At 72.6% G+C, this 21641-nt stretch carries 21 protein-coding genes and 1 pseudogene; 10 read left to right on the forward strand and 12 right to left on the reverse strand.

Going from position 1 to position 21641, the window contains the following annotated elements:
- Positions 1-642, reverse strand: a 642-nt coding sequence (locus tag E1193_RS18365; protein ID WP_165945771.1) for a YafY family protein, incomplete at its 3' end; no start/stop codon positions are given.
- Positions 643-704: 62 nt separating this feature from the next.
- Between E1193_RS18365 and E1193_RS18370 the strand changes: the two genes are divergently transcribed.
- Positions 705-1892 carry an epoxide hydrolase family protein gene (locus E1193_RS18370; protein ID WP_132184425.1) on the forward strand — a complete coding sequence of 396 codons (1188 nt, stop codon included), beginning with the start codon at positions 705-707 and terminating at the stop codon, positions 1890-1892.
- A 169-nt stretch (positions 1893-2061) separates the two neighbouring features.
- Here the strand turns inward: E1193_RS18370 and pstB are convergent, their stop codons facing one another.
- The 7 genes from pstB to E1193_RS18405 all read right to left on the reverse strand — a co-directional run bounded on the left by pstB (position 2062) and on the right by E1193_RS18405 (position 9162).
- Positions 2062-2838, reverse strand: coding sequence for a phosphate ABC transporter ATP-binding protein PstB (gene pstB, locus E1193_RS18375; protein WP_132184439.1), 777 nt, complete (start codon positions 2836-2838; stop codon positions 2062-2064).
- 20 nt (positions 2839-2858) lie between these two features.
- Entirely contained in the window at positions 2859-3950 is a 1092-nt protein-coding gene (gene pstA, locus E1193_RS18380) for a phosphate ABC transporter permease PstA (RefSeq protein WP_132184426.1), read from the reverse strand.
- Positions 3947-5038 (reverse strand): phosphate ABC transporter permease subunit PstC, encoded by a 1092-nt coding sequence (gene pstC, locus E1193_RS18385; RefSeq protein ID WP_132184427.1) that lies wholly within the window; start codon positions 5036-5038, stop codon positions 3947-3949. The genes pstA and pstC overlap by 4 nt, the downstream gene beginning before the upstream one ends.
- A gap of 38 nt (positions 5039-5076) precedes the next feature.
- Entirely contained in the window at positions 5077-6180 is a 1104-nt protein-coding gene (gene pstS / locus E1193_RS18390) for a phosphate ABC transporter substrate-binding protein PstS (protein WP_132184428.1), read from the reverse strand.
- Positions 6181-6458: 278 nt separating this feature from the next.
- The gene (gene mshD, locus E1193_RS18395) at positions 6459-7385 is read right to left on the reverse strand and encodes a mycothiol synthase (protein WP_132184440.1); all 927 of its coding nucleotides are present in this window, start codon (positions 7383-7385) and stop codon (positions 6459-6461) included.
- Between the two features lie 32 nt (positions 7386-7417).
- A complete protein-coding gene (locus E1193_RS18400) occupies positions 7418-8281 on the reverse strand; it encodes a polysaccharide deacetylase family protein (protein WP_132184429.1) in 864 nt (287 codons plus the stop codon).
- A 167-nt stretch (positions 8282-8448) separates the two neighbouring features.
- Positions 8449-9162 (reverse strand): response regulator transcription factor, encoded by a 714-nt coding sequence (locus tag E1193_RS18405; protein ID WP_132184430.1) that lies wholly within the window; start codon positions 9160-9162, stop codon positions 8449-8451.
- A 248-nt stretch (positions 9163-9410) separates the two neighbouring features.
- On the opposite strand from E1193_RS18405, the gene E1193_RS18410 reads away from it, so the two are divergent.
- From E1193_RS18410 to E1193_RS18425, 5 genes are all read left to right on the forward strand, one after another.
- The gene (locus E1193_RS18410; protein ID WP_132184431.1) at positions 9411-10463 is read left to right on the forward strand and encodes a hypothetical protein; all 1053 of its coding nucleotides are present in this window, start codon (positions 9411-9413) and stop codon (positions 10461-10463) included.
- Positions 10464-10568: 105 nt separating this feature from the next.
- On the forward strand, positions 10569-11357 hold the full coding sequence (locus E1193_RS18415; RefSeq protein ID WP_132184432.1) for a DUF2993 domain-containing protein: 789 nt from the start codon (positions 10569-10571) through the stop codon (positions 11355-11357).
- A 101-nt stretch (positions 11358-11458) separates the two neighbouring features.
- Positions 11459-11536, forward strand: a complete 78-nt coding sequence (locus E1193_RS33995; RefSeq protein WP_347813033.1) for an Ms5788A family Cys-rich leader peptide — start codon at positions 11459-11461, stop codon at positions 11534-11536.
- 205 nt (positions 11537-11741) lie between these two features.
- On the forward strand, positions 11742-12590 hold the full coding sequence (locus E1193_RS18420; RefSeq protein WP_132184433.1) for a sulfurtransferase: 849 nt from the start codon (positions 11742-11744) through the stop codon (positions 12588-12590).
- Complete coding sequence (locus E1193_RS18425) at positions 12587-12919, forward strand: DUF1416 domain-containing protein (protein ID WP_207922752.1); 333 nt, start codon at positions 12587-12589, stop codon at positions 12917-12919. The genes E1193_RS18420 and E1193_RS18425 overlap by 4 nt, the downstream gene beginning before the upstream one ends.
- Before the next feature lie 239 nt (positions 12920-13158).
- Here the strand turns inward: E1193_RS18425 and E1193_RS18430 are convergent, their stop codons facing one another.
- The 3 genes from E1193_RS18430 to E1193_RS18440 form a co-directional block, all read right to left on the reverse strand.
- The gene (locus E1193_RS18430; protein WP_132184435.1) at positions 13159-13299 is read right to left on the reverse strand and encodes an LPXTG cell wall anchor domain-containing protein; all 141 of its coding nucleotides are present in this window, start codon (positions 13297-13299) and stop codon (positions 13159-13161) included.
- Between the two features lie 10 nt (positions 13300-13309).
- Complete coding sequence (locus E1193_RS18435; RefSeq protein ID WP_243707761.1) at positions 13310-14515, reverse strand: glycosyltransferase family 2 protein; 1206 nt, start codon at positions 14513-14515, stop codon at positions 13310-13312.
- 307 nt (positions 14516-14822) lie between these two features.
- Complete coding sequence (locus tag E1193_RS18440) at positions 14823-19202, reverse strand: S8 family serine peptidase (RefSeq protein ID WP_132184436.1); 4380 nt, start codon at positions 19200-19202, stop codon at positions 14823-14825.
- 294 nt (positions 19203-19496) lie between these two features.
- Between E1193_RS18440 and E1193_RS18445 the strand changes: the two genes are divergently transcribed.
- Both E1193_RS18445 and E1193_RS18450 read left to right on the forward strand, forming a co-directional pair.
- Positions 19497-19970 (forward strand): winged helix-turn-helix domain-containing protein, encoded by a 474-nt coding sequence (locus tag E1193_RS18445; protein WP_132184442.1) that lies wholly within the window; start codon positions 19497-19499, stop codon positions 19968-19970.
- A gap of 65 nt (positions 19971-20035) precedes the next feature.
- A complete protein-coding gene (locus E1193_RS18450) occupies positions 20036-20905 on the forward strand; it encodes a hypothetical protein (protein ID WP_132184437.1) in 870 nt (289 codons plus the stop codon).
- A gap of 70 nt (positions 20906-20975) precedes the next feature.
- On the opposite strand, the gene E1193_RS18455 is transcribed toward E1193_RS18450, so the two are convergent.
- The gene (locus E1193_RS18455) at positions 20976-21350 is read right to left on the reverse strand and encodes a DsrE family protein (protein WP_132184438.1); all 375 of its coding nucleotides are present in this window, start codon (positions 21348-21350) and stop codon (positions 20976-20978) included.
- A 12-nt stretch (positions 21351-21362) separates the two neighbouring features.
- Here E1193_RS18455 and mtfM point away from each other — a divergent pair, with 12 nt between their 5' ends.
- Both mtfM and E1193_RS18460 read left to right on the forward strand, forming a co-directional pair.
- Positions 21363-21467 (forward strand): small membrane protein MtfM, encoded by a 105-nt coding sequence (gene mtfM, locus E1193_RS33830; RefSeq protein ID WP_266320062.1) that lies wholly within the window; start codon positions 21363-21365, stop codon positions 21465-21467.
- Positions 21468-21472: 5 nt separating this feature from the next.
- Positions 21473-21641: pseudogene (locus E1193_RS18460) on the forward strand (FABP family protein); the annotation flags it as partial.

Genomic DNA, 21641 nt, shown 5'->3' on the forward strand with positions numbered 1-21641 from the left:
GCGGGGGCCGGTCGGGGTGCGCGGGGTGATCCGATCCACCCGGAAGGTTCGCCAGTCGTCCCGTTCGGGGTCGAAGGCGACCAGATACCAGCGCCGGCCCCAGGTGATCAGCCGGTACGGCTCGACGTCCCGCCGGCCGGTCGTGCCGTCGTGCCGGGCGTAGTCGAAGCGCAGCCGTTCCCGGTCCCGGCAGGCGGCGCTGAGCAGGCTGAGCGTGTCCGCGTCCACAGTCGGGCCGGGCTCGTCGTGCGGCACCCGCACGGTGTACGCGCCGAGCGCGGCGACTCGGCGGCGCAGCCGGGCCGGCAGCACCTGTTCCAGCTTGGCCAGGGCCCGCAGGGATGTCTCCTCGATCCCCGCGACGCTGCCGCCGGCGGCCGTACGCAGCCCGACGGCGACCGCGACCGCCTCCTCGTCGTCGAGAAGCAGCGGGGGCAGGGCCGCGCCGGCACCGAGCCGGTAGCCGCCCACCGCGCCCCGGGTGCCGTGCACCGGGTAGCCCAGGTTCCGCAGCCGGTCGATGTCGTTGCGGACGGTACGGGTGCTGACCCTGAGTCGTTCGGCCAGCTCGGGGCCGGTCCAGTCGCGGGCGGTCTGCAACAGCGACAGGAGGCGCAGCAGTCGCGCGGAGGTCTCCAACATTCCTGCGAGGATGCCAGCAAATAAGGAAGGGAGTCTTCCTAATTGATCTCTAGGCTCATGGCATGGCTGAGCACACCGCGATCGTCCCGTTCCGAATCGACATCCCACAGGCCGACCTGGACGACCTGGCCGACCGGCTGGCCCGGACCCGCTGGACCGAGGAACTGCCCGCCGACCTCGGCGCCACCCCGGCCGGCCCCGTCCCGCCCGGCTGGGAGTACGGCGTACCGCTCGGCTACGTCCAGCGGCTCGCGGAGCGGTGGCGCACCACGTACGACTGGCGGGCGTGGGAGACGAAGCTCAACGCGTACCCGCAGTTCACCACTGAGATCGACGGCCAGAACATCCACTTCCTGCACGTCCGCTCGCCCGAGCCGGAAGCCACGCCGCTGATCCTCACCCACGGCTGGCCGACCAGCCCGGTGGAGTGGCTGAACGTGATCGGGCCGCTGACCGACCCGCGGGCGCACGGCGGTGACCCGGCCGACGCCTTCCACCTGGTGATCCCGTCGCTGCCCGGGTTCGGCTTCTCCGGGCCGACCCGGGAGCGGGGCTGGAACCGGTTCCGGGTGGCCCGGGCCTGGGCGGAGCTGATGCGCCGGCTCGGGTACGACCGCTACGGCGCGGTCGGCAACGACGGCGGCTCGTCCGTCTCGCCGGAGGTCGGCCGGGTCGACCCGGAGCACGTGATCGGAGTGCACGTCACCCAGGTCTTCTCGTTTCCCTCCGGTGACCCGGGCGAGCTCGACCGACTGACCGAGCAGGAGCGGGGCAGCCTCGCTTTCGGCGAGTGGTTCGTGCACAACCGCGGCGGGTACGACAAGCTCCAGTCCACCGAGCCGCAGAACGTCGCGCACGCGCTGGCCGACTCGCCGGTGGGACAGCTCGGCTGGAGCGCCCAACTCCTCGGCGAGTTCCTCGACCCGGACTTCGTGCTGACCAACGTGATGATCTACTGGCTGACCAACACGGCCGCGTCGGCCGCGCGGTTCTACTACGAGGACGCGGCGGCGGTGCATCCCACACAGAAGGTGGGTGGGCGCGGCACGGAACGTCTCGCACCGACCACCGTGCCGCTCGGGCTGGCGAACTTCGCCTGGGACTTCCAGTCGGTCCGCACCCTGGCTGGGCGCGACCACGCCACCATCGTCTCCTGGCACACCTACGACCGGGGCAGCCACTTCGCCACCCAGGACGCCCCCGACCTGCTGGTGGCGGACCTCCGCCAGTTCTTTGCCAAGGTCCGTTGACCCGTTGACCCGCCCGCTCCGCCGCCTTGGGCGGCGCAGATCGCGGCCGACCGGAGGGCGGGCCATGGTTTACGGCATGTGGCGGCGTCCGGAGGCCGGAAAGCCGCGACATGCCGCAAACCGCGGGCGCCCCGGAGCGGCTGCCCAAGCGCGTCAGCCAGGTGGGGCGTCAGCCGAAGCGGCCGGTGATGTAGTCCTCGGTCTTCTTCTGGCTCGGGTTGCTGAAGATCCTCTGGGTGTTGTCGTACTCGATGAGGCGGCCCGGGTCGCCGGTCTTCTCGATGGAGAAGAAGGCGGTCCGGTCCGACACCCGGGCGGCCTGCTGCATGTTGTGGGTGACGATGATGATGGTGAACTTGTCCTTGAGCTGGAACATCAGGTCCTCGATGGCCAGCGTGGAGATCGGGTCCAGCGCCGAGCAGGGCTCGTCCATCAGCACCACCTGCGGCTCGACCGCGATGGTCCGGGCGATGCAGAGCCGCTGCTGCTGGCCGCCGGAGAGACCGGCGCCAGGCTTGCCGAGGCGGTCCTTCACCTCGTCCCAGAGGTTGGCCGAGCGGAGCGCCTTCTCGGCCGCCTCGTCCAGGAGGGACTTCTTCCTCACCCCGTTGAGTCGCAGACCGGCCACCACGTTCTCGTAGATGCTCATGGTGGGGAACGGGTTGGGGCGCTGGAAGACCATGCCGATCATGCGGCGGACGGCGGTCACGTCGACGTCGCGGTCGTAGATGTCCTGGCCGTCGATGGTGAGGCTGCCCTCGACCCGGGCAGCCGGCAACACCTCGTGCATCCGGTTGATCGAGCGGAGGAAGGTCGACTTGCCGCAGCCGGACGGGCCGATCAGGGCGGTGACCGTCTTCGGTTCGACGGTGATGTTGATGTTCTCGATCGCCTTGAAGGCACCGTAGTAGGCGGTGACGTTCGTGGCGTCGATGCGCTTGGCCATGGTGGTGGTACCTCCGGGGTTCATCGGCCGAGCCGGTTACGACGGGCCAGCAACTTCGCCGCGATGGTCAGGACGAGTACGAGGGCGACCAGGGTCAGTGCCGCGGTCCACGCCCGTGCCGGCGCGTACCGCGACGCGTCACCGGCCTGCTGGTAGACGAAGAGGGCCAGCGACGACTGGTTGTTCTCGAAGGGGTTGAAGTTGATCGCCGCGCCGCCGCCGGCGACGAGTAGCACCGGGGCGGTCTCGCCGGCGGCCCGGGCGATGGAGAGCATGACGCCGGTGACGATCCCGGGCAGCGCCGTCGGCAGCACGACCCGCAGGATGGTCTTCCACTTCGGCACGCCGAGGGCGTACGCGCCCTCACGCAGCGGCGCCGGGACGAGGCGCAGCATCTCCTCGGTGGAGCGGACCACGGTGGGGAGCATCAGCACGCTGAGCGCCAGCGCGGCGGCGAAGCCGGAGAAGCCGGGTCGCCCGGTGGAGCTGAAGTACGGCGAGACGACCAGCACCCAGAACGCGAGGACGAACAGACCGGAGACGATGGACGGGATGCCGGTCATGACGTCCACGAAGAACCGGATGGCGAAGGCGAACCGGCCGCGGCCGTACTCCACGATGTAGATCGCGCAGAGGATGCCGATCGGGATGGTGATCAGCGCGGCGATCCCGACCTGGATCAGGGTGCCGATGATGGCGTGGTAGGCGCCACCTTCGGGGTCGCGGGCCCCGATGTTGTTCATCGAGGTGAGGAAGAAGTTGGCGTCGAACCGTCCGAGGCCCTTGCTGAACAGGGTCCAGACCACCGAGGCCAGCGGCAGGACGGCCAGCACGAACGCGGAGTGGATCAACGCGCTCCAGGTGCGGTTGCGCGCCGACCGGCGACCCTCGACCGCGTGCGCGGCGGCGAAGAGCCCGGCCAGGTAGAGCAGCGCGCCGACGACCACGACGAGCACGGGTCCGCCGATGCCGGCGCCGTACACGATCGCGGCGGCGACCAGCAGCGCGCCCAGCGCGATGGCCGGCGGCAGCCACTTCGGCAGTCGCCGGGCCCGCAGCGTCGGCGGTTGGGCCGGCGGGCGGGAACGGTGCGAGGTGAGGGTGGTGGTCATGCGGCCGACTCCGTGAACTCGCGGCGGCGGTAGATGATCGCCCGGGCCGTGATGTTGACGATCAGCGTGATGGCGAACAGGACCAGGCCGGAGGCGATCAGCGCGCCCCGACCCGTCTCGTTGGCCTCGCCGAACGTGTTGGCGATGTTGGCGGCGATGGTGTTACCACCGTTCTCGATCAGGTTGAACGAGATGTTGAAGGTGATGCCGAGGGTCATCGCCAGGGCGATGGTCTCGCCGAGCGCCCGGCCCAGGCCGAGCATCACCGCGGCGATGATGCCGGGCCGGCCGTACGGCAGCACCGCGGTGCGGATCATCTCCCAGCGGGTCGCGCCGAGCGCGAGCGCCGCCTCCTCGTTGGCCGTCGGCGTCTGGAGGAAGACCTCGCGGGACAGCGAGGTGATGATCGGCAGCACCATGATCGCCAGGACCAGCGCGCCGAGCAGGATCGAGGCCCCGTAGGGGCCGTCGCCGCCGAAGAGGGGGATCCAGCCGAAGTACTCGTTGAGCCAGATCGACAGGTTGCCGACCGGGCCGGAGAAGTAGTCCCGACCCCAGAGCCCGAAGACCACACTGGGCACGGCGGCGAGCAGGTCGATCAGGAACCCGAGGCTGGTGCCCAGCCGGCGCGGCGCGTAGTGGGACAGGTAGAGCGCGATGCCCAGCGCCACCGGCACCGCCATCAGCAGCGCCAGGGCGGAGCTGAGCACGGTGCCGAAGGCGAGCGCCCCGATGCCGAACTTCGGCTCCGGATCGTTGGGTGACCAGCCCTCGTAGGTCCAGAAGTTCACCGTGTTGGCGCGTAGCGCCGGCACCGCCTTGGCGATCAGGAAGACCGCGATCGCCGCGATGACGACCAGGACGAAGGATCCGGCGGCGAAAGTGAGGCCGCGGAAGGCGCGCTCGGCGCCGAACCGGCGGGCCGTGGGCAGCGCGCCGCCGCCGCCCAGGCCGGGGCCGCCCGGGGTACCGGTGCTGACTGGTGACTCGGCCACATGCGCCGAGGCACCGGCGGGCCACGGGTGACCTTCGGTCACGCGGGTCCCGCCGGTGCCGGCGTCGGCCGAGCGGTGAGGGGTGTCACCCATCTGCTCGCTCGCTTCGGTTGGTGGTGATCAGATGTCGGTCAGGAGAGGTTCTTGACCACGGCCTCGACCTTGGTGCGGACCGCGTCCGGCAGCGGGGCGTAGCCCAGCTCGGTCAGCTCGGCCTGGCCCTCGGTGCTGGCCGCGTGGCCGAGGAAGCCCTTGATCAGGGGCAGCTTGTCGGCGGCGATGCCCTTGTTGCAGACGATCTCGTAGGTCACCAGGACGATCGGGTAGGCCCCGGCCTCCTTGGTGTTGTAGTCGATCTTCATCTTGAGGTCGTCGCCCTGGCCCTCGACGGTCGCCCCGGCGATGGTCTTGCCGGCGTTCTCGGCGGTCAGCTCGGCGAACTCGCCCGCGCCGTTGCCGACCTTGGCGATGCCCAGGCCGGCGTTTTCGGCGAACGACCACTCCATGTAGCCGATGGTGCCGTCGGCACCCTTGACCCGGCTGGCCACGCCGTCCGATCCCTTGGCGCCGGTGCCGCCCGGGGCCTTCCACTCCTTGGCCTTACCGAAGGTCCAGTCGGCCTCGGCGGTCTTGGCGAGGAAGTCGGTGAAGTTGTCGGTGGTGCCGGACGAGTCCGACCGGTGGACGGTCTGGATGGTGGTGGCCGGCAGCGTGGCGCCCGAGTTGTCGGCCTTGATGGCCGCGTCGTCCCACTTGGTGATCTTGCCAGCGAAGATCTTGGCAAGGGTCGCCGGCTTCAGCTGGAGCCCCTGCACGCCGTTGAGGTTGTAGGCCACGGCAACCGGGCCGATGACCATCGGCAGGTTGACCGCCTGCCCGCCGGTGCAGCGCGCGTCCGCCTTGGGCTGCTGGTCTTCCTTCAGTGCGGAGTCGGAGCCCGCGAAGTCGGCGGTGCCGGCGATGAACGCCTCGATGCCGGCGCCCGAGCCGGACGGCTCGTAGTTGATCGTGCTGCCCGAGCACTTCTGCTGGTAGGCCTTGATCCACTCGGCCATGGCGTTCTTCTGTGCGGAGGAGCCCTGCGCGTTCAGCGTGCCCGTGGCGCAGTCCGCCGCGTTGGCAGAGCCCGACGCCGTGGCGCCGGGCGACTCGTTGTTGTCCGAGCCGCAAGCGCTGAGACCGAGCATCGCGGTAAGAGCGAGGCAGGCGATGGCGCCGTGCCGCTGGAGGTTCACCTGAGGGGTTTCCCTTCACGTCTTTGATCAGGTCACCCGGAGTGGGGCCCGGGGCCGGCACGCTGACCGGCTGACACGAAAGTTAGGCAAGGCAGGTGGACGGTTCGCCGGTCACAAGTAAACGGAAAATGAACAAGCCTGATCCTCGGATTGGCCACTGTCTGAGGGTGGGTTGTCTTTTGGGTGAACTGCCAGCCGCCTATGCTGACATGTCCGACTTACCCGGACGGCCGTTATCGTGCCGAGTCCGCGTCGTGATGGTCGCGTGATCGGATTCGTCAGCCCAGGGCGTAGTTCACGTGCCCGCACCAGCGGGCGAAACCGAGCCGCTCGTACAGCGCCACCGCTGCGGCGTTCGACTCGTCGACGTAGAGCATCACCCGGTCCAGCCCTCGCTCGTCCCGCAGGTGACGCAGGCCGGCCGCCGTCAGCGCCTTGCCGAGGCCGCCGCCGTGGGCGGACGGGTCCACCCCCAGCACGTACACCTCGCCGATCCGGGCCGACCCCGGGCGTTCGTGCACCTTCGTCCAGTGGAAGCCGAGCAGCCGGCCGGTGGACTCCTCCACGGCCAGCAGGAAGCCAGCCGGATCGAACCACGGCTCGGCCAGGCGCACCCGCAGGTCGGCCTCGCTCCAGCGGCCCTGCTCCGGATGGTCGGCGAAGGCCCGCGCGTTCAACGCCAGCCATGCCGCGTCGTCCTCGCCAGGGCGGAAGGGACGCAGCGCGACCCCGGCGGGACGTGGCGCCTCGGGCAGGTCGGCGGCCAGCGGCCGGCGCAGCTGCCAGAGCACCCGGGCCCGCTGGAACCCCAGGTCGACGGCGAGCGCGGCAGCCGCCGGGTGGTCGCCGTGCGCCCACGCGCGCAGCGGCCCCGTCGCCGCCGCCAGGACACCCCGGGCCAGCGCCCGGCCGGTGCCCCGGCGCCGGTGCGCCGGGTGCACCACCAGCTCCACCCCGATCCCGGTCGCCGGATCCGTGGTGTCCAGGTGGGCGTACCCGGTCAGGGTGCCGTCGGCGGCGCGGGCGGTGAGGTGCACGGCGGCGGCCCGGTGGTCGCGCAGCCGCAGCAGGGTGTGCTCGTCGAACGGGTCCGCGCCGTCGGCGTCGCCCGCAGGCCGGGCCAGCGCCAGGATTTCGGTCACCTCGGCCGGGTCGAGGCGGTCGAGTGGGGCGACCCGGTCGGTCGTCGGATCCGCGATGCTCACCTCGTCACCGTAGTCCGCCACGCGGCCTCCGGTCAGGGCCTGCCGTCGTGTGGGAGCGCGTCCAGCTGGAACCGGCTGGTCAGTTCCGGCAACATGTGGCGCAGCGCGTCGACGGTGCCCTGCCGATCGCCGCCGGCGTCGTGCAGCAGCACGATGGAGCCGGGCATCGCGTCCCGGACGACCGTCGTGGCGATCCGCAGGGCGCCGGGCGTCTGCCAGTCCGCCGTGTCGACGCTCCAGTGCAGCGGCGTCATCCCGAGTTCCTCGGCCACCGAGACCACCGGCTTCGTCCAGGCGCCGCCGGGCTGGCGGTACCAGGCGATGTGGGCGTCGGGCGCGGCCGCCCGGATCGCCCCGCTCGTGCGCAGCAGGTCGGCGCGGATGACGTCCCGGGAGCGCCGGCCGAGCTGTACGTCGTGCTGCCAGGAGTGGTTGCACAGGGTGTGCCCGTCGGCCACGATCGCCCGGATCAGGTGCGGATGGTTCTGCGCGTTCTCGCCGACGACGCAGAAGGTCGCCCGGACACCGAACTCCCGCAGCACGTCGAGCACCTGCGGGGTGTAGTACGGGTTCGGTCCGTCGTCGAAGGTGAGTGCCACCTGGGCCGAGCCGGTGCTCACCCGGCTGCCGAACGGGCCGCCGCCGACGCCCTCGGCGGCATGGTGGCCGCCACCGTTCGGGTCGGCCTGCGGGTCGCCGCCGGCCGGGCGGTCGCCGGCGGCGCCGGACTCGGCGGGCTGTTCGGCGTACCGGGTGCCGGTGGCCCGGCCCGTGACCTCCGTGCCGGGCGGTGCCCCGTCCGGCAGCAGGCTACGGCCGAGCGCGTACGCCGAGCCGAGCAGCGCGGCGAGCACCAGCACGACGACGCCGGCGGCGCGCCGGCTGGACTGCGTCATCGGGTCGCCGCCGGCCCGTTACCGCGCGACGGCCGCCGCGTCGCCCCCGTGATCAGTACACGCACCGTGGCCCCCTCGCATCACAATTCGGCATCAGGATAGAGCCGGCAAGCGGTGCAAAAGGGGCGTATGGGGATAAGAAGTGCTAAGGGTGGGCCCGTAACCCGTCAGACCGGCAGCGGGGCGTGCTCCGACTCGGGCAGCGAACGCGACGGCGGGACGACGAACTTGTAGCCCACCTGACGGACCGTGCCGATCATCGACTCGTACTCGGAGCCGAGCTTCGCCCGCAACCGCCGGACGTGCACGTCCACCGTCCGGGTGCCGCCGAAGTAGTCGTACCCCCAGACCTCGCGAAGCAGCTGGTCCCGGGTGAAGACGCGGCCAGGGTGCTGGGCGAGGAACTTCAGCAGCTCGAACTCCTTGTAGGTCAGGTCGAGCGGACGGCCCTTCAGTTTCGCCGCGTACGTGTCCGGGTCGATGGTCAGCTCGCCGGCCCGGATGGAGCCGCCGGCGCCGGCGGTCGCGTTGCTCAGCCGGCCGACGGCGAGCCGCAGCCGGGCCTCGACCTCGGCCGGGCCGGCCGAGGCCAGGATCACGTCGTCCACGCCCCAGTCTGCGTTCAGCGCGATCAGGCCGGCCTCGGTGACCACGGCCACCAGCGGCACCCCGAGGCCGGTGGCGTGCAGCATCCGGCAGGTGGCCCGGGCCTCGCTCAGCTCGGAGCGGGCGTCGACCAGCACCGCGTCCGGGCTCGGCCCGGCGACCAGGGTGCGGACGTCGCGGGGAGCGGTGCGGACCGAGTGCGGGAGCAGGTCCAGCGCCGGCAACACTGCCGATGGTTCACCTGCGCGCGCGGTCACCAGCAACAGGATCTCCACACGATCACCTCCGTCCGGCGGCGACGAAGCCGCGCGACCAGCGGACCCCCGACGGGCGGTGCGCTGCGAACTTGTGTGGTCCCGGCGTCTCTGACGGGCGGATTACGCGTTGAGCGTAACCGATCGCCCAGGCACGGCTCCGGTCGAGCTTTCCTCATTGCCCGATCTGCCCATGATCGCGCCGAAGGTTTTAACCTTGCCGAAACCGTGACCTCCGCCGGAGCGCCCGGGTCTGGCACGATCGGGGCGTGTTTCCCTCGACCTCGCCCGACGCCGGCCGTGACCGGTGGGTTGACGACGCGCCTCCCGGACCGGCCGGCTCCCCGCCCGGCCGCCCGCCCGCTCCGCGCACCGGTCCGGCCGAGGACGAGGGCGGTGGCCGACGGGAGCGGGGGCCACGGCGCTTCCGCAAGGGTGGCGCGCCCCGCCGCCCGGCCGACGAGGCTCCGGAGGAGGAAGAGGAGCCGGTCGAGCCGGTCGAGGTGCGCAAACCGCTCTCCCTGACCATCGCGGGCTTCGCCGCGCTGCTCGGCGTCGGCCTGGTGCTCGGCGCGCAGACCGCCGGGCCGGGGCACCGGCTGCCGTTCGCGGTCATCGTCCTCGGCGTGCAGCTGCTCTTCATCCTCGCCTGGACGATGGCCATGCGCCCACCCGCGCTGCTGCTGGTCGCGCTCATCAGCGCCGCCGTCGCCGCGGCGGCGGACGCCGCCGCGGTGCAGTCCGACATCGCCGGCCTGGCCCCGCTGGGTTACGTCGCGGCCGGCGGCTTCCTCCTCGGCGTGCTCGGTCAACTCTTCCGGCGGGTCGACCGGGTACGGGTCACCGACTCGCTCGGCACCACCCTGCTGATCGTGGTCGGGGTGGTCGCGTTCGCCACGCTGATCACCCTCAGCCGCATCCCGGCCGGCACCCAGGCGATCACCGTCTGCCTCACCGCCAGCGGCGTCGCGCTCACGGTGGCCCGGCTCACCGACGCGGTGCTGCCCTGGCCACGGCTCGCCCCCCAGGTGCCGCGCGGCGCGGCCGGTGTGGTCGTCGGCGCGATGATCGGCACCATGGCCAGCGCCCTCCTCGGCAGTTACCTGGTCACCCCGTTCACGCCCACCCGGGCGGCGATCATCGGGCTGGTCGCGGCGGTCGCCGCCGTCCTGGCAGACCTCGCCGTCGGATACGCCGAGGCGGGCCGGCTGATGGCCGGCGAGCCGCCGACGATGTGGATCGCCCGGCACATGCAGGGCCCGCTCGGCGGCTTCGCGCTGGCCGCGCCGGCCGCGTACGCCATGTGCGTACTGTTCCTGTGACCCGACGGTTGAGCGTCGACGCGGTCGGGTACCAACGGGGCGCCGCGCGGCGACGTCGAGGACACCGGCGTCGCGCCTGCGCGACGACGACGAGGAGGAGGCGGCGTGGCTGAGGCGTACCCCGGGTACCAGAGGCGTCCCCGGCGGCGCGGCCGCAAGGTGGTCGTCACGCTGGTCGTCCTGCTGCTGCTCCTGGGCGGGCTGCTGGCGGTGGCCGACCGGGTCGCGGCCGGGGTGGCCGAGCGAGCCATCGCCGACCAGGTGGAGCGGGAGCTCGTCAAACAGCAGGCGCGGTCGGCTCCGCCGCAGGTCGACATCGGCGGCTTTCCGTTCCTGACCCAGGTGCTGGGCGGCCGGTACGAGCGGATCTCCATCGCCCTCACCGACGTGCAGGGCGCGGTCGAGGGCAACGCGGTGAACCTGCCCCGGCTCGACGTGGACGCCCGCGGGGTGCGTGCCTCGCTGGACACCCTCCGCTCGGGTCAGGGCGAGGTGGTCGCCGACACCGTGGACGGCACCGGCACGGTCGCCTACGACAGCCTGGCGAAGCTGCTGGACCGACCCGGGCTGAAGCTCGGCGAGCAGAATGGCAAGCTGGTTGTCACCGCCCCGGTGGACATCCTGGGCCAGAAGCTCACCGTCACCGGTACCGCCGACGTGACCGTCGCCGAGGGCAACAGGGTGGCGCTGCGGTTCAACGACCTGAACGCCGAAGGGCTGCCGGCGGTGCCGTTGGCCCGGACGCTGCTCAACAACTACGCCAGGGGCATCTCGGTCGACGTGCCCCTGCCCGAGATGCCGTTCCAGCTCACCGTCCGCAAGGTGGAACCGCGGCCGGAGGGCCTGGCGGTGACCGCCGAAGCCCGGGACGTCCCGATCAACCAGGCCGGCTGAACCGCCACGGCATCCGGGTGGTGGCGGGTCGGACCGGACGGCGTCCCGGATGCTGGTCGGTCCGGTGGCACTCTGCGGGACCGCTGGTAGGCTCCCTGGTCATGGGGACGCTCCTCACCAAACGGCGCGCGGTCGACCTGTGCCGCGTGGCCACCTGCCTGTGTCGCTCCGTCTTCTGACGGCGGGGCTGTCTCCGGCCGCCTAGCGGCCACCGGCACTCAGGGTCTGCGTACCCTTTTCCGGTTTCCCACCCGTACGCCCGGCAGCGGCGCCGTCGCACGAACCCGTGATCCGTTCCGCTATGGGTCCCGCGCGTGGTGCGACAATCACCGATTTCCGTCCCCGCGCTGGCTCACCATCCATCCTTCACCAGGGAGTGATCTGATGAGTCGCGACACCGCACTCGTCTCGGCCGACTGGGCCGAGAAGAACATCGACGCCCCGGGCGTCGTCTTCGTCGAGGTCGACGAGGACACGTCGGCCTATGACACCGGCCACATCGCCGGGGCGATCAAGCTCGACTGGAAGACCGACCTGCAGGACCCGATCCGCCGGGACTTCGTCAACAAGGCCCAGTTCGAGGCGCTCCTGTCGGAGCGGGGCATCGCCAACGACGACGCCGTCATCCTCTACGGCGGCAACAACAACTGGTTCGCCGCGTACGCGTACTGGTACTTCAAGCTCTACGGACACCGCGACGTGAAGCTGCTCGACGGCGGTCGCAAGAAGTGGGAGCTGGACGCCCGCCCGCTGGTGACCGACAAGGTGGAACGCCCGCGCACCCAGTACGTCGCCCAGGAGCCGGACACCTCGATCCGTGCGTTCCGCGACGACGTGGTGGCCGCCATCGGCAGCAAGAACCTGGTCGACGTGCGCAGCCCCGACGAGTACGCCGGCCGGCTGCTCGCCCCTGCCCACCTGCCGCAGGAGCAGGCGCAGCGCGCGGGCCACGTGCCCACCGCTATCAGCGTGCCGTGGTCCAAGGCGGCCAACGAGGACGGCACCTTCAAGTCCGACGACGAGTTGCGCAGGATCTACGCCGAAGCCGGGCTGGACGACAGCAGGGAGACCATCGCGTACTGCCGGATCGGCGAGCGTTCCTCGCACACCTGGTTCGTGCTCCAGGAGCTGCTCGGCCACCGCGACGTGAAGAACTACGACGGATCCTGGACCGAGTACGGTTCGCTGGTCGGCGTGCCGGTCGCGCTCGGCGACGAGCCCGGGGAGGCCTGATCACCATGACTGCTCCTACCGCCGCCGGTTGCGCCGCACCCGACCAGGCCGCCCCGCTGCCGGCAAGCCTGGATCTGGAGAAGGAGACCGTCATCACCGGCGTCGTCCGTTCCGACACGGGCGAGGTCGTGCCGGGCGCGTACGTCCGGCTGCTCGACTCGACCGGTGAGTTCACCGCGGAGGTGGTCACCTCCCCGGCCGGCCAGTTCCGCTTCTTCGCGGCCCCGGGTGCCTGGACGCTGCGGGCGCTGTCCCGGCACGGCAACGGTGACACCGCGGTGACCGCCGCGCGCGGCATCAACGAGGTCGTCGTCACGGTCGCTGCCTGACCACGCTCTGATCGGCTCGGGCCGGTCGCCCCTCCCCGGGTGGCCGGCCCGAGCCGTACCCGTTTCCGGGTGCGGCTCGGTGACTGTGCGGGTGACCGTCAAGCGGGGCGTCGTCGCGTACGGTCGGGTGGTGGCTGTCCGTCACGCCCGCGTCGGCCACGGAGAAGGGCCGGGGGCGGGGAGCCGGCAGCGGAGCGGGGCACGGCGGGTCCGGCCGCCGTGCCCCGGACCTGTCGCCGTCAGCTGCCGTTGCGGCGCACCTTCGCGCCCCACTGCGCCACGGTCACCAGCAGCGCGCCGAGGCCGAGAGCGAGCGCACCGATCACGCCGACGGCGGCCGTCGAGGCGCCGGTCAGCGGAAGTTCCTGGCTCGAGGACATGTTCACCTCCTCACGCGTTCGATCCGGCGGGGACCGCGAACCGTGCGGGCGAGTCCCACACGCAGCGGTCCACCGTAGGTTGGCGGATGGCCTTGACCAGGGCGTGCACCATGATCACCCGGTACAGCTGGTCGCCCAGGACGATCACCGGCAGGAAGAGCAGCAGGCGGGGGCGGCGCAGCCGCCAGGCGGCGATCCCCACCCAGAACGCGTGGCCGGCGAGCAGGAACAGCAGGCCGGTGCCGAGCCCCGGGCCGGCGGTCGCCAGCAGCCAGAGGGTCAGCGGCGCGCCCGCCACGTAGAGCAGCCAGTGCAGCATCAGCAGCAGGTACGCGTGGTCGAACCGGGTGTTGCGGCGGCCGACGCGGTGCCCGATGACGCCCTGGAAGGTCCCCCACAGCCAGCGCAGGTTCTGCCGGTACCAGTCCCGACCGTTCGTCGGGTCCTGCAGGTGCGCGACGGCCCGGGGCGCGTAAACCACCCGGCCCAGCCCTCGGCGGTGCGTCTCCAGCACCCAGTACGTGTCGTCGACGATGTACGGCGGTTGCTGCGGCAGCAGCACGTCGAGCAACTCCGTGCGGTAGAGCGAGTTCGAGCCGGAGATGCAGTTCATGACGTTGAAGTGGCTCTGCAACCGGCGGACGACGGCCTGGTAGTTCCAGTAGCTGTAGGCGCGCTTGGCCAGCCAGGGGTTCCACCGCCGCTCGTGCGGCCACCAGGTGACGTTGTGCCCGACCACGATCGCCACCCGCTCGGACAGGTGGTCGAGTGCCCGGGCGAGGAAATCGGGGGCGACCAGGACGTCGTCGTCGAGGATGACGACCGCCCGGTACAGCCCACCCAGCCCGAACCGGACGTACCCCTCGTGCAGCGCGGCCGGCTTGCCGACGTTGCGCGTCAGCTCCAGCACCGCCGCCCCGGCCATCGCGGCCTCCCGGGCGGTGCCGTCGGTGGAGGCGTCGGAGATGACGTACACCGGTGCGCCGGTGGCCCGCGCGGCGGCCACCGCGCCGGCGATGGTGGTGGCACCGTTGCGGCAGGCGATCAGGATGGCGACCTGACCGGGGGCGACCGGCTGGTACCGGGGTAGGTGCGGCTGTTCGCCACGCTGGGTGACCGCCTCCGGACGGAGGAAGCCGTACCCGAAGGCGCCGATGACCAGCAGCAGCGCGGCCGTACTGAGAGTGATGGAAGAGATGAGCAGCGCTTCCCGCACGGAAGCCCCATTTCGCAGGTGAGGGCAGAAAAAGAAAGCCGCTCACGTGCGGCGCGGCGGTAACGCTAAGTGTTACTTGAGCGTTTTACCAAGGGGTGCGTCCGGGATCTGACCGTTCGGTCAACCAGCCTCACCCCCGGCGGCGGGCCGGGATGCCGACCGGTGCGGTGAGCAGCGATCACGGGGTGGCGCGCCGGTCGACCGGGGGTGTCCCGGCCACCGCACGGATGATCACCCACCGGCCGTCGGTACGCGCGACGGTGGCCGTCGACCCGCCCGGGTCGACGGCCACCAGGTGGCGCAATCGTCAGATGCCGGTCGCCCTGGTGCAGGCGGAGGCCGGATCCAGGTCGAAGTCGAGCGTGCCGACGATGCCCGCCTCGATTCGGGTGCGTCGCACCTCCGGCACCCAGCCGTCCTTGGCGACAATCACCTCGTACCGGCCCTTCGGCAACCACCAGGCGTAACGGCCCTGGCCGTCGGCCGTCAGCGTCGTTCCGGCGGTGGCATCCACCCGGTTCACCCGGACCGTGGCCGGGATGCCCACCGTCGCGCCGCCGCAGGTGCGCCCGGTGACCGTGCCCTGGACCTTGCCCCAACTGGGCGGCGGCGACACGTTCATCGTCACCGTGACCGTCGGCAGCGGGTACGGGCTGTCCGCCCGGACGCCCAACTCACCCGAGTACGCCCCAGGCTGGAGCACGCCGGCCTCGGCCGAGGCGGTCAGCGTGACGGTGACCGTCCGGGACGCGCCCGGCGCCAGCGTGAAGCCGTTCGGCGTGGTGGACAGCCAGGGCAGGTCCGTGGCCGTCACGCAGTCCTCCAGCCCGCCGAGCCGCTCGCTCTCCACCGATCCGACGAACGAACTGGGCGAACCACCGATCTTGTACGCCCCGCAGGCGGCAGCGCCCCGGTACCGTCCGAACTGGGCGTTGGGCAGGTTCCGCCAGGCCCCGGCGACCGGGTCGTAGCCGATCGTCCGGTTGGTCACCGCGGTCGAGTTGGCGGTCACCCCGCCGGCCAGCACCAGCATCCCCCCGGCCGAGGCGTACTGGGACGCCCACAGGTCCACCGGCAGGTTCGGCAGCGGGTGCCACGCGTCGGCGGCCGGGTCGTACCGCCAGGCGTCGGTGTAGGTGGTGGCGGCGACCCCACCGGCGCAGTACACCTGCGTGCCGATACCACCGCAGGACGCCCAGGAGACCGGGTGCGGGTAGCTGGCCCCGGTGCGGAACGTGCCGCTGCCGACGTCGAACACCACCAGGTTCCGCGAGTCCGTGCAATCGCTGTCGAGGCAGCCGCCCACCAGGTGCACCCGGTCACCGACCACGGCAACACCGGCCGCGGCGGCGGGCGCCGGGTTGACCGCTCCGGCCAGGGTGCTCCAGGTGCCGGCCTGCGGGTCGAAGACGTCGACCGTCGGGTCGGGGCTGCCGTCCGTGCCCCAGCCGCCGATCACGTAGAGCTTGCCGGACACCGCCACGGCGGCCGGCTTGGACCGGGCGCGAGGCAGGTCGGGCAGCGCCGACCAGGCTCCGGCCGCCGGGTCGTACACCCAGGCCCGGCGATCGGTGCCGGTGTCGCTGCCCCCGCCGACGGAGTACACCTTCCCGTCCAGGTTGGCCGCCGCGTTGTCGAAGATCGCCGTGGGCAGGTCGGCGACCCGGGTCCAGGCGTCGTCCGCCTGCGGGGCGGCGCCGGGCGCCCCGCCGCCGTACCCGATGCCGGTGCGCGCCTTGCTGATCCCCTTGACGGTCTGCTCGCGCAGCGGTGCGCCGGCGGAGGAGAGCAGCTCGAACCGGCCACCCCGCTCCAGCAGCTCCACCTCGGCCGGGGCGGTGCCGGTGTTGCGCACCGTCACCCTGGCGGTCCGGGTGCTGCCGTACGGCTGGTGGGCCTCGATGTCGCTGGTGCTGACCGTGAGTCGTCCGGCGGCCAGGGCGAGGTCGGCCCGGCGGACGTCGTCCGCCGCCACGGTCACCGGCTTCGTCGTCGTCGCGTACGGCGGTCGCGAGGCGGCGAACGGGTGCTCGCCGGTCAGGCCGGAGAAGAGGTGGTAGAACCCGTCCGGCAGGCTCGGGTCGTCCGGGGTGGCCGCCGAGATACCCCGGTCAGCCGGCCGGTCGACGCTGGTCACGGTCACCCCGTTGACCGCCGTGCCGGTGTTCCGGTCGGTGGTGGCGCCGACCACCAACCCGCCGGGCGTCGGGAGGCAGTCCCGGTTGATCAGTTCGACGTCATCGACCTGCCACCACCAGGCGAAGGTGCCCTTGAACCGGAAGCGGACCAGCGCGGCCGGCGCCCCGGCTGCCGTGGTGAGCGGCACCTCCTCGACCCGCGGTCCGCGCCGGCTGGCCGTCTGGTGCCAGACGTTGGTCCAGCTCGCGCCGGCGTCGGTGGAGACGTCCACGTCGGCGGTGTCGCTCACCCCGACCGCCCGCCAGTCGCTGCGGAAGCGCAGCAGCGGCGCGGCCGAGCGGGACAGGTCGACCGCCGGGGTGACCAGGTCGGTGTCCTGGGTGTTGCCAGCGCCCAGCTTGTCGCTGTCGATGATCGCGAAGCCGCCGCTGCCGCCGGTCAGGTTGCCCCGCGCGCCCGGGTCGTCGAACGTCCAGCCGCCCTTGTCGGTGCGGTTGCGCACCGACCAGCCGTCGGGAGTGGCCCGGCCGTCGAAACTCTGGGTCAGCATCGGCGCGCTGAGACTGCCGGTGTAACCGGCGGCCGTGCAGGCGGCCTCGACCGGGACGGCGATGTCCGCCGTCACCGCTTCGGCGGTGGCGCTGACGTCCCGGGTCACCGTGCGGTAGCCGGGGTACCGAACGGTGACGGCGAGCCGGTAGCTGGCGTTGGTCGGCACGGTGAACGCGTACCGGCCGGTCACCGGGTCGGTGAAGATCGGGCCGCCGGGGCGGCCGGTGACGTCGATCCGCGCGTACAACGGCCAGCCGTGCCCGGAGCCGTCGGTGACCCGCCCGGAGACGGTTGCCGTGGGCGTGGTGGTCAACACGAAATCTCGGGTCACCGCGCCGCCCTCGGGGGCCGTCAGGGTCACCGACTGACCGGTGAACCCGTACGCGGCCACGGTGAGGGTGACCTCGCCGGCCGGGACGGTCAGCGTGTACCGGCCGTCCGGGCCGGTGGTGGCGGCGCGCTCACCGTTGCCGATCGTGGCGCCGGCCACCGGCGTGCCGTCGGCCGCCGCGGTGACCGTGCCGGAGATCCGGGCGGCCGTGCCGCGCGGAGCCTGCCGGACCGCCGCGTACGCGTCGAGCCGGCCCTCGCCGAAGACGTTGTTGTCGTCGGCGGTGCCGCCGCAGTCGGTCGCGTCGACGTCGGTCGCGGTGTCGTCGAGCAGCGCCTCGGTGGCCGTGACGTCACCGCGCAGCGCGGGTGCGGCGGACCAGACCAGCGCGACGGTGCCGGCCACGTGTGGTGCCGCCATCGACGTTCCGCTGAACGCTGCGTACCCGCTGCCGGGCACGCTGGAGCGGACGTTGCCGCCTGGTGCGGCGATGTTCGGCTTCACCCCGTCCGGGGTGGTGGCGGCGCCCCGGCCGGAGAACCTGGAGATTGCGCCGTTCGCCTCGTACGATCCGACCGCGTACGCGTTGGGGTTGTCGCCCGGGGAGCCGGCGCTGCCGCAGGCCGGGCCGCTGTTGCCGGCGGAGAAGGTCGGGAAGATGCCGGCGGCTCGCCAGGCGGCGACGGTCTGCTGGTACCACGGGTCGCCGCCGCTGCCGCCCCACGAGTTGTTGACGATGTCCGGGCGCAGGTCGGGGCGCGGGTTCCGCCCGTCGAGGTCGGTCGGGGCGAGGACCCACTGGCCGGCGGCGAGCAGCGAGGCGTCCGAGCAGCCGTCGTTCTCGCAGCCCTTCGCGGCGATCCACCGCGCGCCGGGGGCCACGCCGATCTGGTTGCCGGCCCCGTCGTCGCCGACCATCGTGCCCATGGTGTGGGTGCCGTGGCTGTTGTTGTCGCAGGGCGCGGCGGTCGGGCAGACACCGGCCGGGTCGTACCAGTTGTGGTGGTGGTCGAAGGAGCCGCTGCCGGAGTTGCCCCGGTACTTCCGGACCAGGGCGGGGTGGTCGAACTGCACGCCGCTGTCGATGTTCGCGACCACCAGGCCCTCGCCCCGGACTCCGAACTCGTCCCAGGCTCGCGGCGCGTTGATGCTGGTCAGGCCCCACTCCGCCGCCCGGGTGCCGGCCCGAGCGGCGGCCCGCTCGGCCGGGCGGATCAGCGGGTAGCTGCGGGTCGGCGCGATCCGGGCCACATCCGGCCGGGCGGCGATGGCGTCCAGCAACGCCCGGTCCCCGGTCACCCGCAGCGCGTTGGCGATCCAGTACGCGGTGTGCGGCGCCTTCCGCGCGTCCAGCGTCGACCGCAGGTCGCGCTGCGACCGTTCGGCGGTGGTGGTGAGCAGCCGGTGCACCTCCCGGGCGCGGTTGTCGGCGCCGCGAACCCGGGCCGCCTCGGCGAGCGGGGCCCGCTCCCTGAGGTAGACCAGGAAGGTCGCGGCGCCGCCGGTGGCCAGCGCGTCGAGGACCGGGCGGTCCACGGTGGCGCGGTGCGCGGCCGGCGCGGCCACGGCGGGCGCGGCCGGTTGGGCGGTGAGGCCCAGCAACGCCGCCGCGAACACGGCTACGGCTCTCCACCGGACGGGCCGTTCGGTCGGTCGTTCGAACACGGTTCCCTCCCCACGTCATCGGTCCCGATCGGTTCGGGCCGTACCGCGTGTGCCGTGGTCGCGGCACGCGCAGCGGGTGGGGCGGCGGTCGGTGGTGGCGGATGGTCGCCCCCACATCCGCTGTGAACGATGCTCGGTTGCGGAACTACCGCGATCAATGAATGGCGTCGGTCAGTATCTGGTCAGTAACCAGGCGCTACGCTGTCGTCACTATGCTGGCCGCGGCGTGACGGGCTCCTCGCGCTCGGTCGGCGGAGCGGGTGGCAGGGGAGGAGCGTCGTGACCGGTGTCGGCATGGGGTTCGTGGTCTGTGTCAGCGCCGACGTATCGGTGCGGGAGCGGGTGGTACGCCGGCTCGACGACCTCGGGCCGGTGGTGGTCTGCGCGGACCTTGCCGAGCTGCGCGAGATGCTCTTCCCGTCACCGGAGCCCGCCGCCCCGGCGGTGGAGCATCCGCCGACCCCGCCGGTGCGCTGCGGCGACCTCGTCGTCGACCCGGTCGGGCACCTGGTCACCTGGCGGGGGCAGGCACTGTCGCTGACCCGGCTGGAGCGGAAGCTGCTCGCCCGGCTGGCCGGCACGCCGGGCGGCGTGTGGAGCTACGAACGGGTCTTCGCCTCGGTCTGGGGTGGCGCCTGGCTGGGCGACGCGGCGATCCTGCACTCCGCCGTCAAGCGGCTGCGCCACAAGTTGCGCGCCCTGCCCGAGGGGCCGCAGGTGCAGACCGTGCGCGGCGTCGGCTACCGGCTGGCCGTGCCGGGGGTGTAGCCGTTGCGCGTTGCGGTGCCGGGGCGTGTCCCGGGCCGGCGGCGGGCCCGTGACACGATGGCCGGGTGAGCGGTGTTGTCCAGGCGGGGTGGGCCCCGCCGAGTGGTCCTCCCGAGCCGACTCCCCGGTGGGGGTGGCCGCGTTGGCTGCTGGTCGTCACCGCGCTCTGGGCGGTGCTGCTGGGCGCGCTCACCTGGTGGTCGGTGCGGACGGACCCGCCGACCGTGCGCGAGCAGCGCGCCATCGGTGAGGCCGCGCCGGTCGTGGAGCGGGCCGTCGGTGAGCTGGTCGCCGCGATCGGCGACGGCGCGTGGGCGCTGGCTGCGACCCGCTACGAACCCGGCTGCCGGGTGACCCCGATGGCCGACGGGGCGGCGCTGATCGGTGGCGTGACGGTGTTCGTGGCCGAGGGCGGCGAGCGGGCGCTGCTGGAACGGGTCGCGGACCGGCTGCCGGCGAGCTGGCGTGCCGGGGTACGGGCCGGCTCGGCGGGCCCCCGGCTGCGTGCCGACGCCGGGGAGTTCGTCGCGGTCGAGGGGCGGGTGAGCGGCGCGGGCCGCATCGAGTTCGAGGCGGACACCGGCTGTCGCCCGGTGACCCAGCCGTACCGTGCGCCGTCGTCGCCGGTGGGCGGTCCGCCGCTGGCCGCCGTGGCGGAGGCCGCCCAAGCCCTGGGGCGGTCCGCCCCGACGCCCGGGGGGTCGTTGGGCGCAGCCTGCCCAGGCGGTGGCCGGGCGACCACCACCCTGGTCACCGCCGGTCCCGCGCCGGTCGACCTGGCCGGCCTCCGGCCACTGGCCGCCCTCTCGGCCGCCGACCCCGCCGCGCTGCTGGACGCCCCCGAGGTGTACGCCTACCGGCGCGGCCCGCTGGTCGTCCTGGCCGACGCGACGGGCGACGAGCTTCGCCTGGCCGCCTCCGCTCCCTGCCCCTGACCGGCACCCACCTCGCGGATCTCGCGTACCGGGCCTGCGTGCTGCACGCGGTCGACTACCGGGCACGCGGTCAGTAGACCAGCGCCTGGGCTCCCTCGGCCATCGTCTCCTCGACGAAGACCGCCGCGCCGGCGATGCGTACCCCGGGCAGCACGTCGCCGGGGCCGATGTCCCGCCGGGCGGCGCACTGGGTGCAGGCGGTCACCCGACCGGTGGTGAGGATGACGTGCAGCAGCTCCGCCAGTGGCGCGGAGTGCGGTAGCTCGAACTGCTCCGCCCGGCCCGGCAGGGCGAACCAGGTCGACTCACCGGTCAGCCAGAGCGACACCTCCACGCCGGCGGCGGCGGCGGTGGCGGCGACCGTGAAAGCCTGGGCGCACCGCTCGGGCGCGTCCGCGCCGGCGGTGGCCTTGACGACGAGAGTGCGGGCCATGACAGCCAGCATAGGATGACCATGATGGTCACCGAGATCGGGTTCGTCAGCCTGCTGGTCGCGGGCCTCGGCGCGCTCGCCGGTGGCCTGGTCTACCTGGCTGTACGCATATCGAGAGGGAACTGGTGAGCGCGATGAGCGCCAAGCCGTCGGATGAGAACCCGTTGCAGCCGCCGTGGCTGAACGCGCCGCCGGTCGAGGAGTATCCGTACCAGGAGAGCCACGATCTGCGGGTCGGGCCGAAGCTGCATCCGACGCTCGACGGCCTGCTGCCGTACGTCGGTGTGTGGCGGGGGCGGGGGC

Origin of the sequence: Micromonospora sp. KC606, assembly GCF_004348675.1 — a bacterium.
In the GTDB taxonomy this organism is placed as follows: domain Bacteria; phylum Actinomycetota; class Actinomycetes; order Mycobacteriales; family Micromonosporaceae; genus Micromonospora.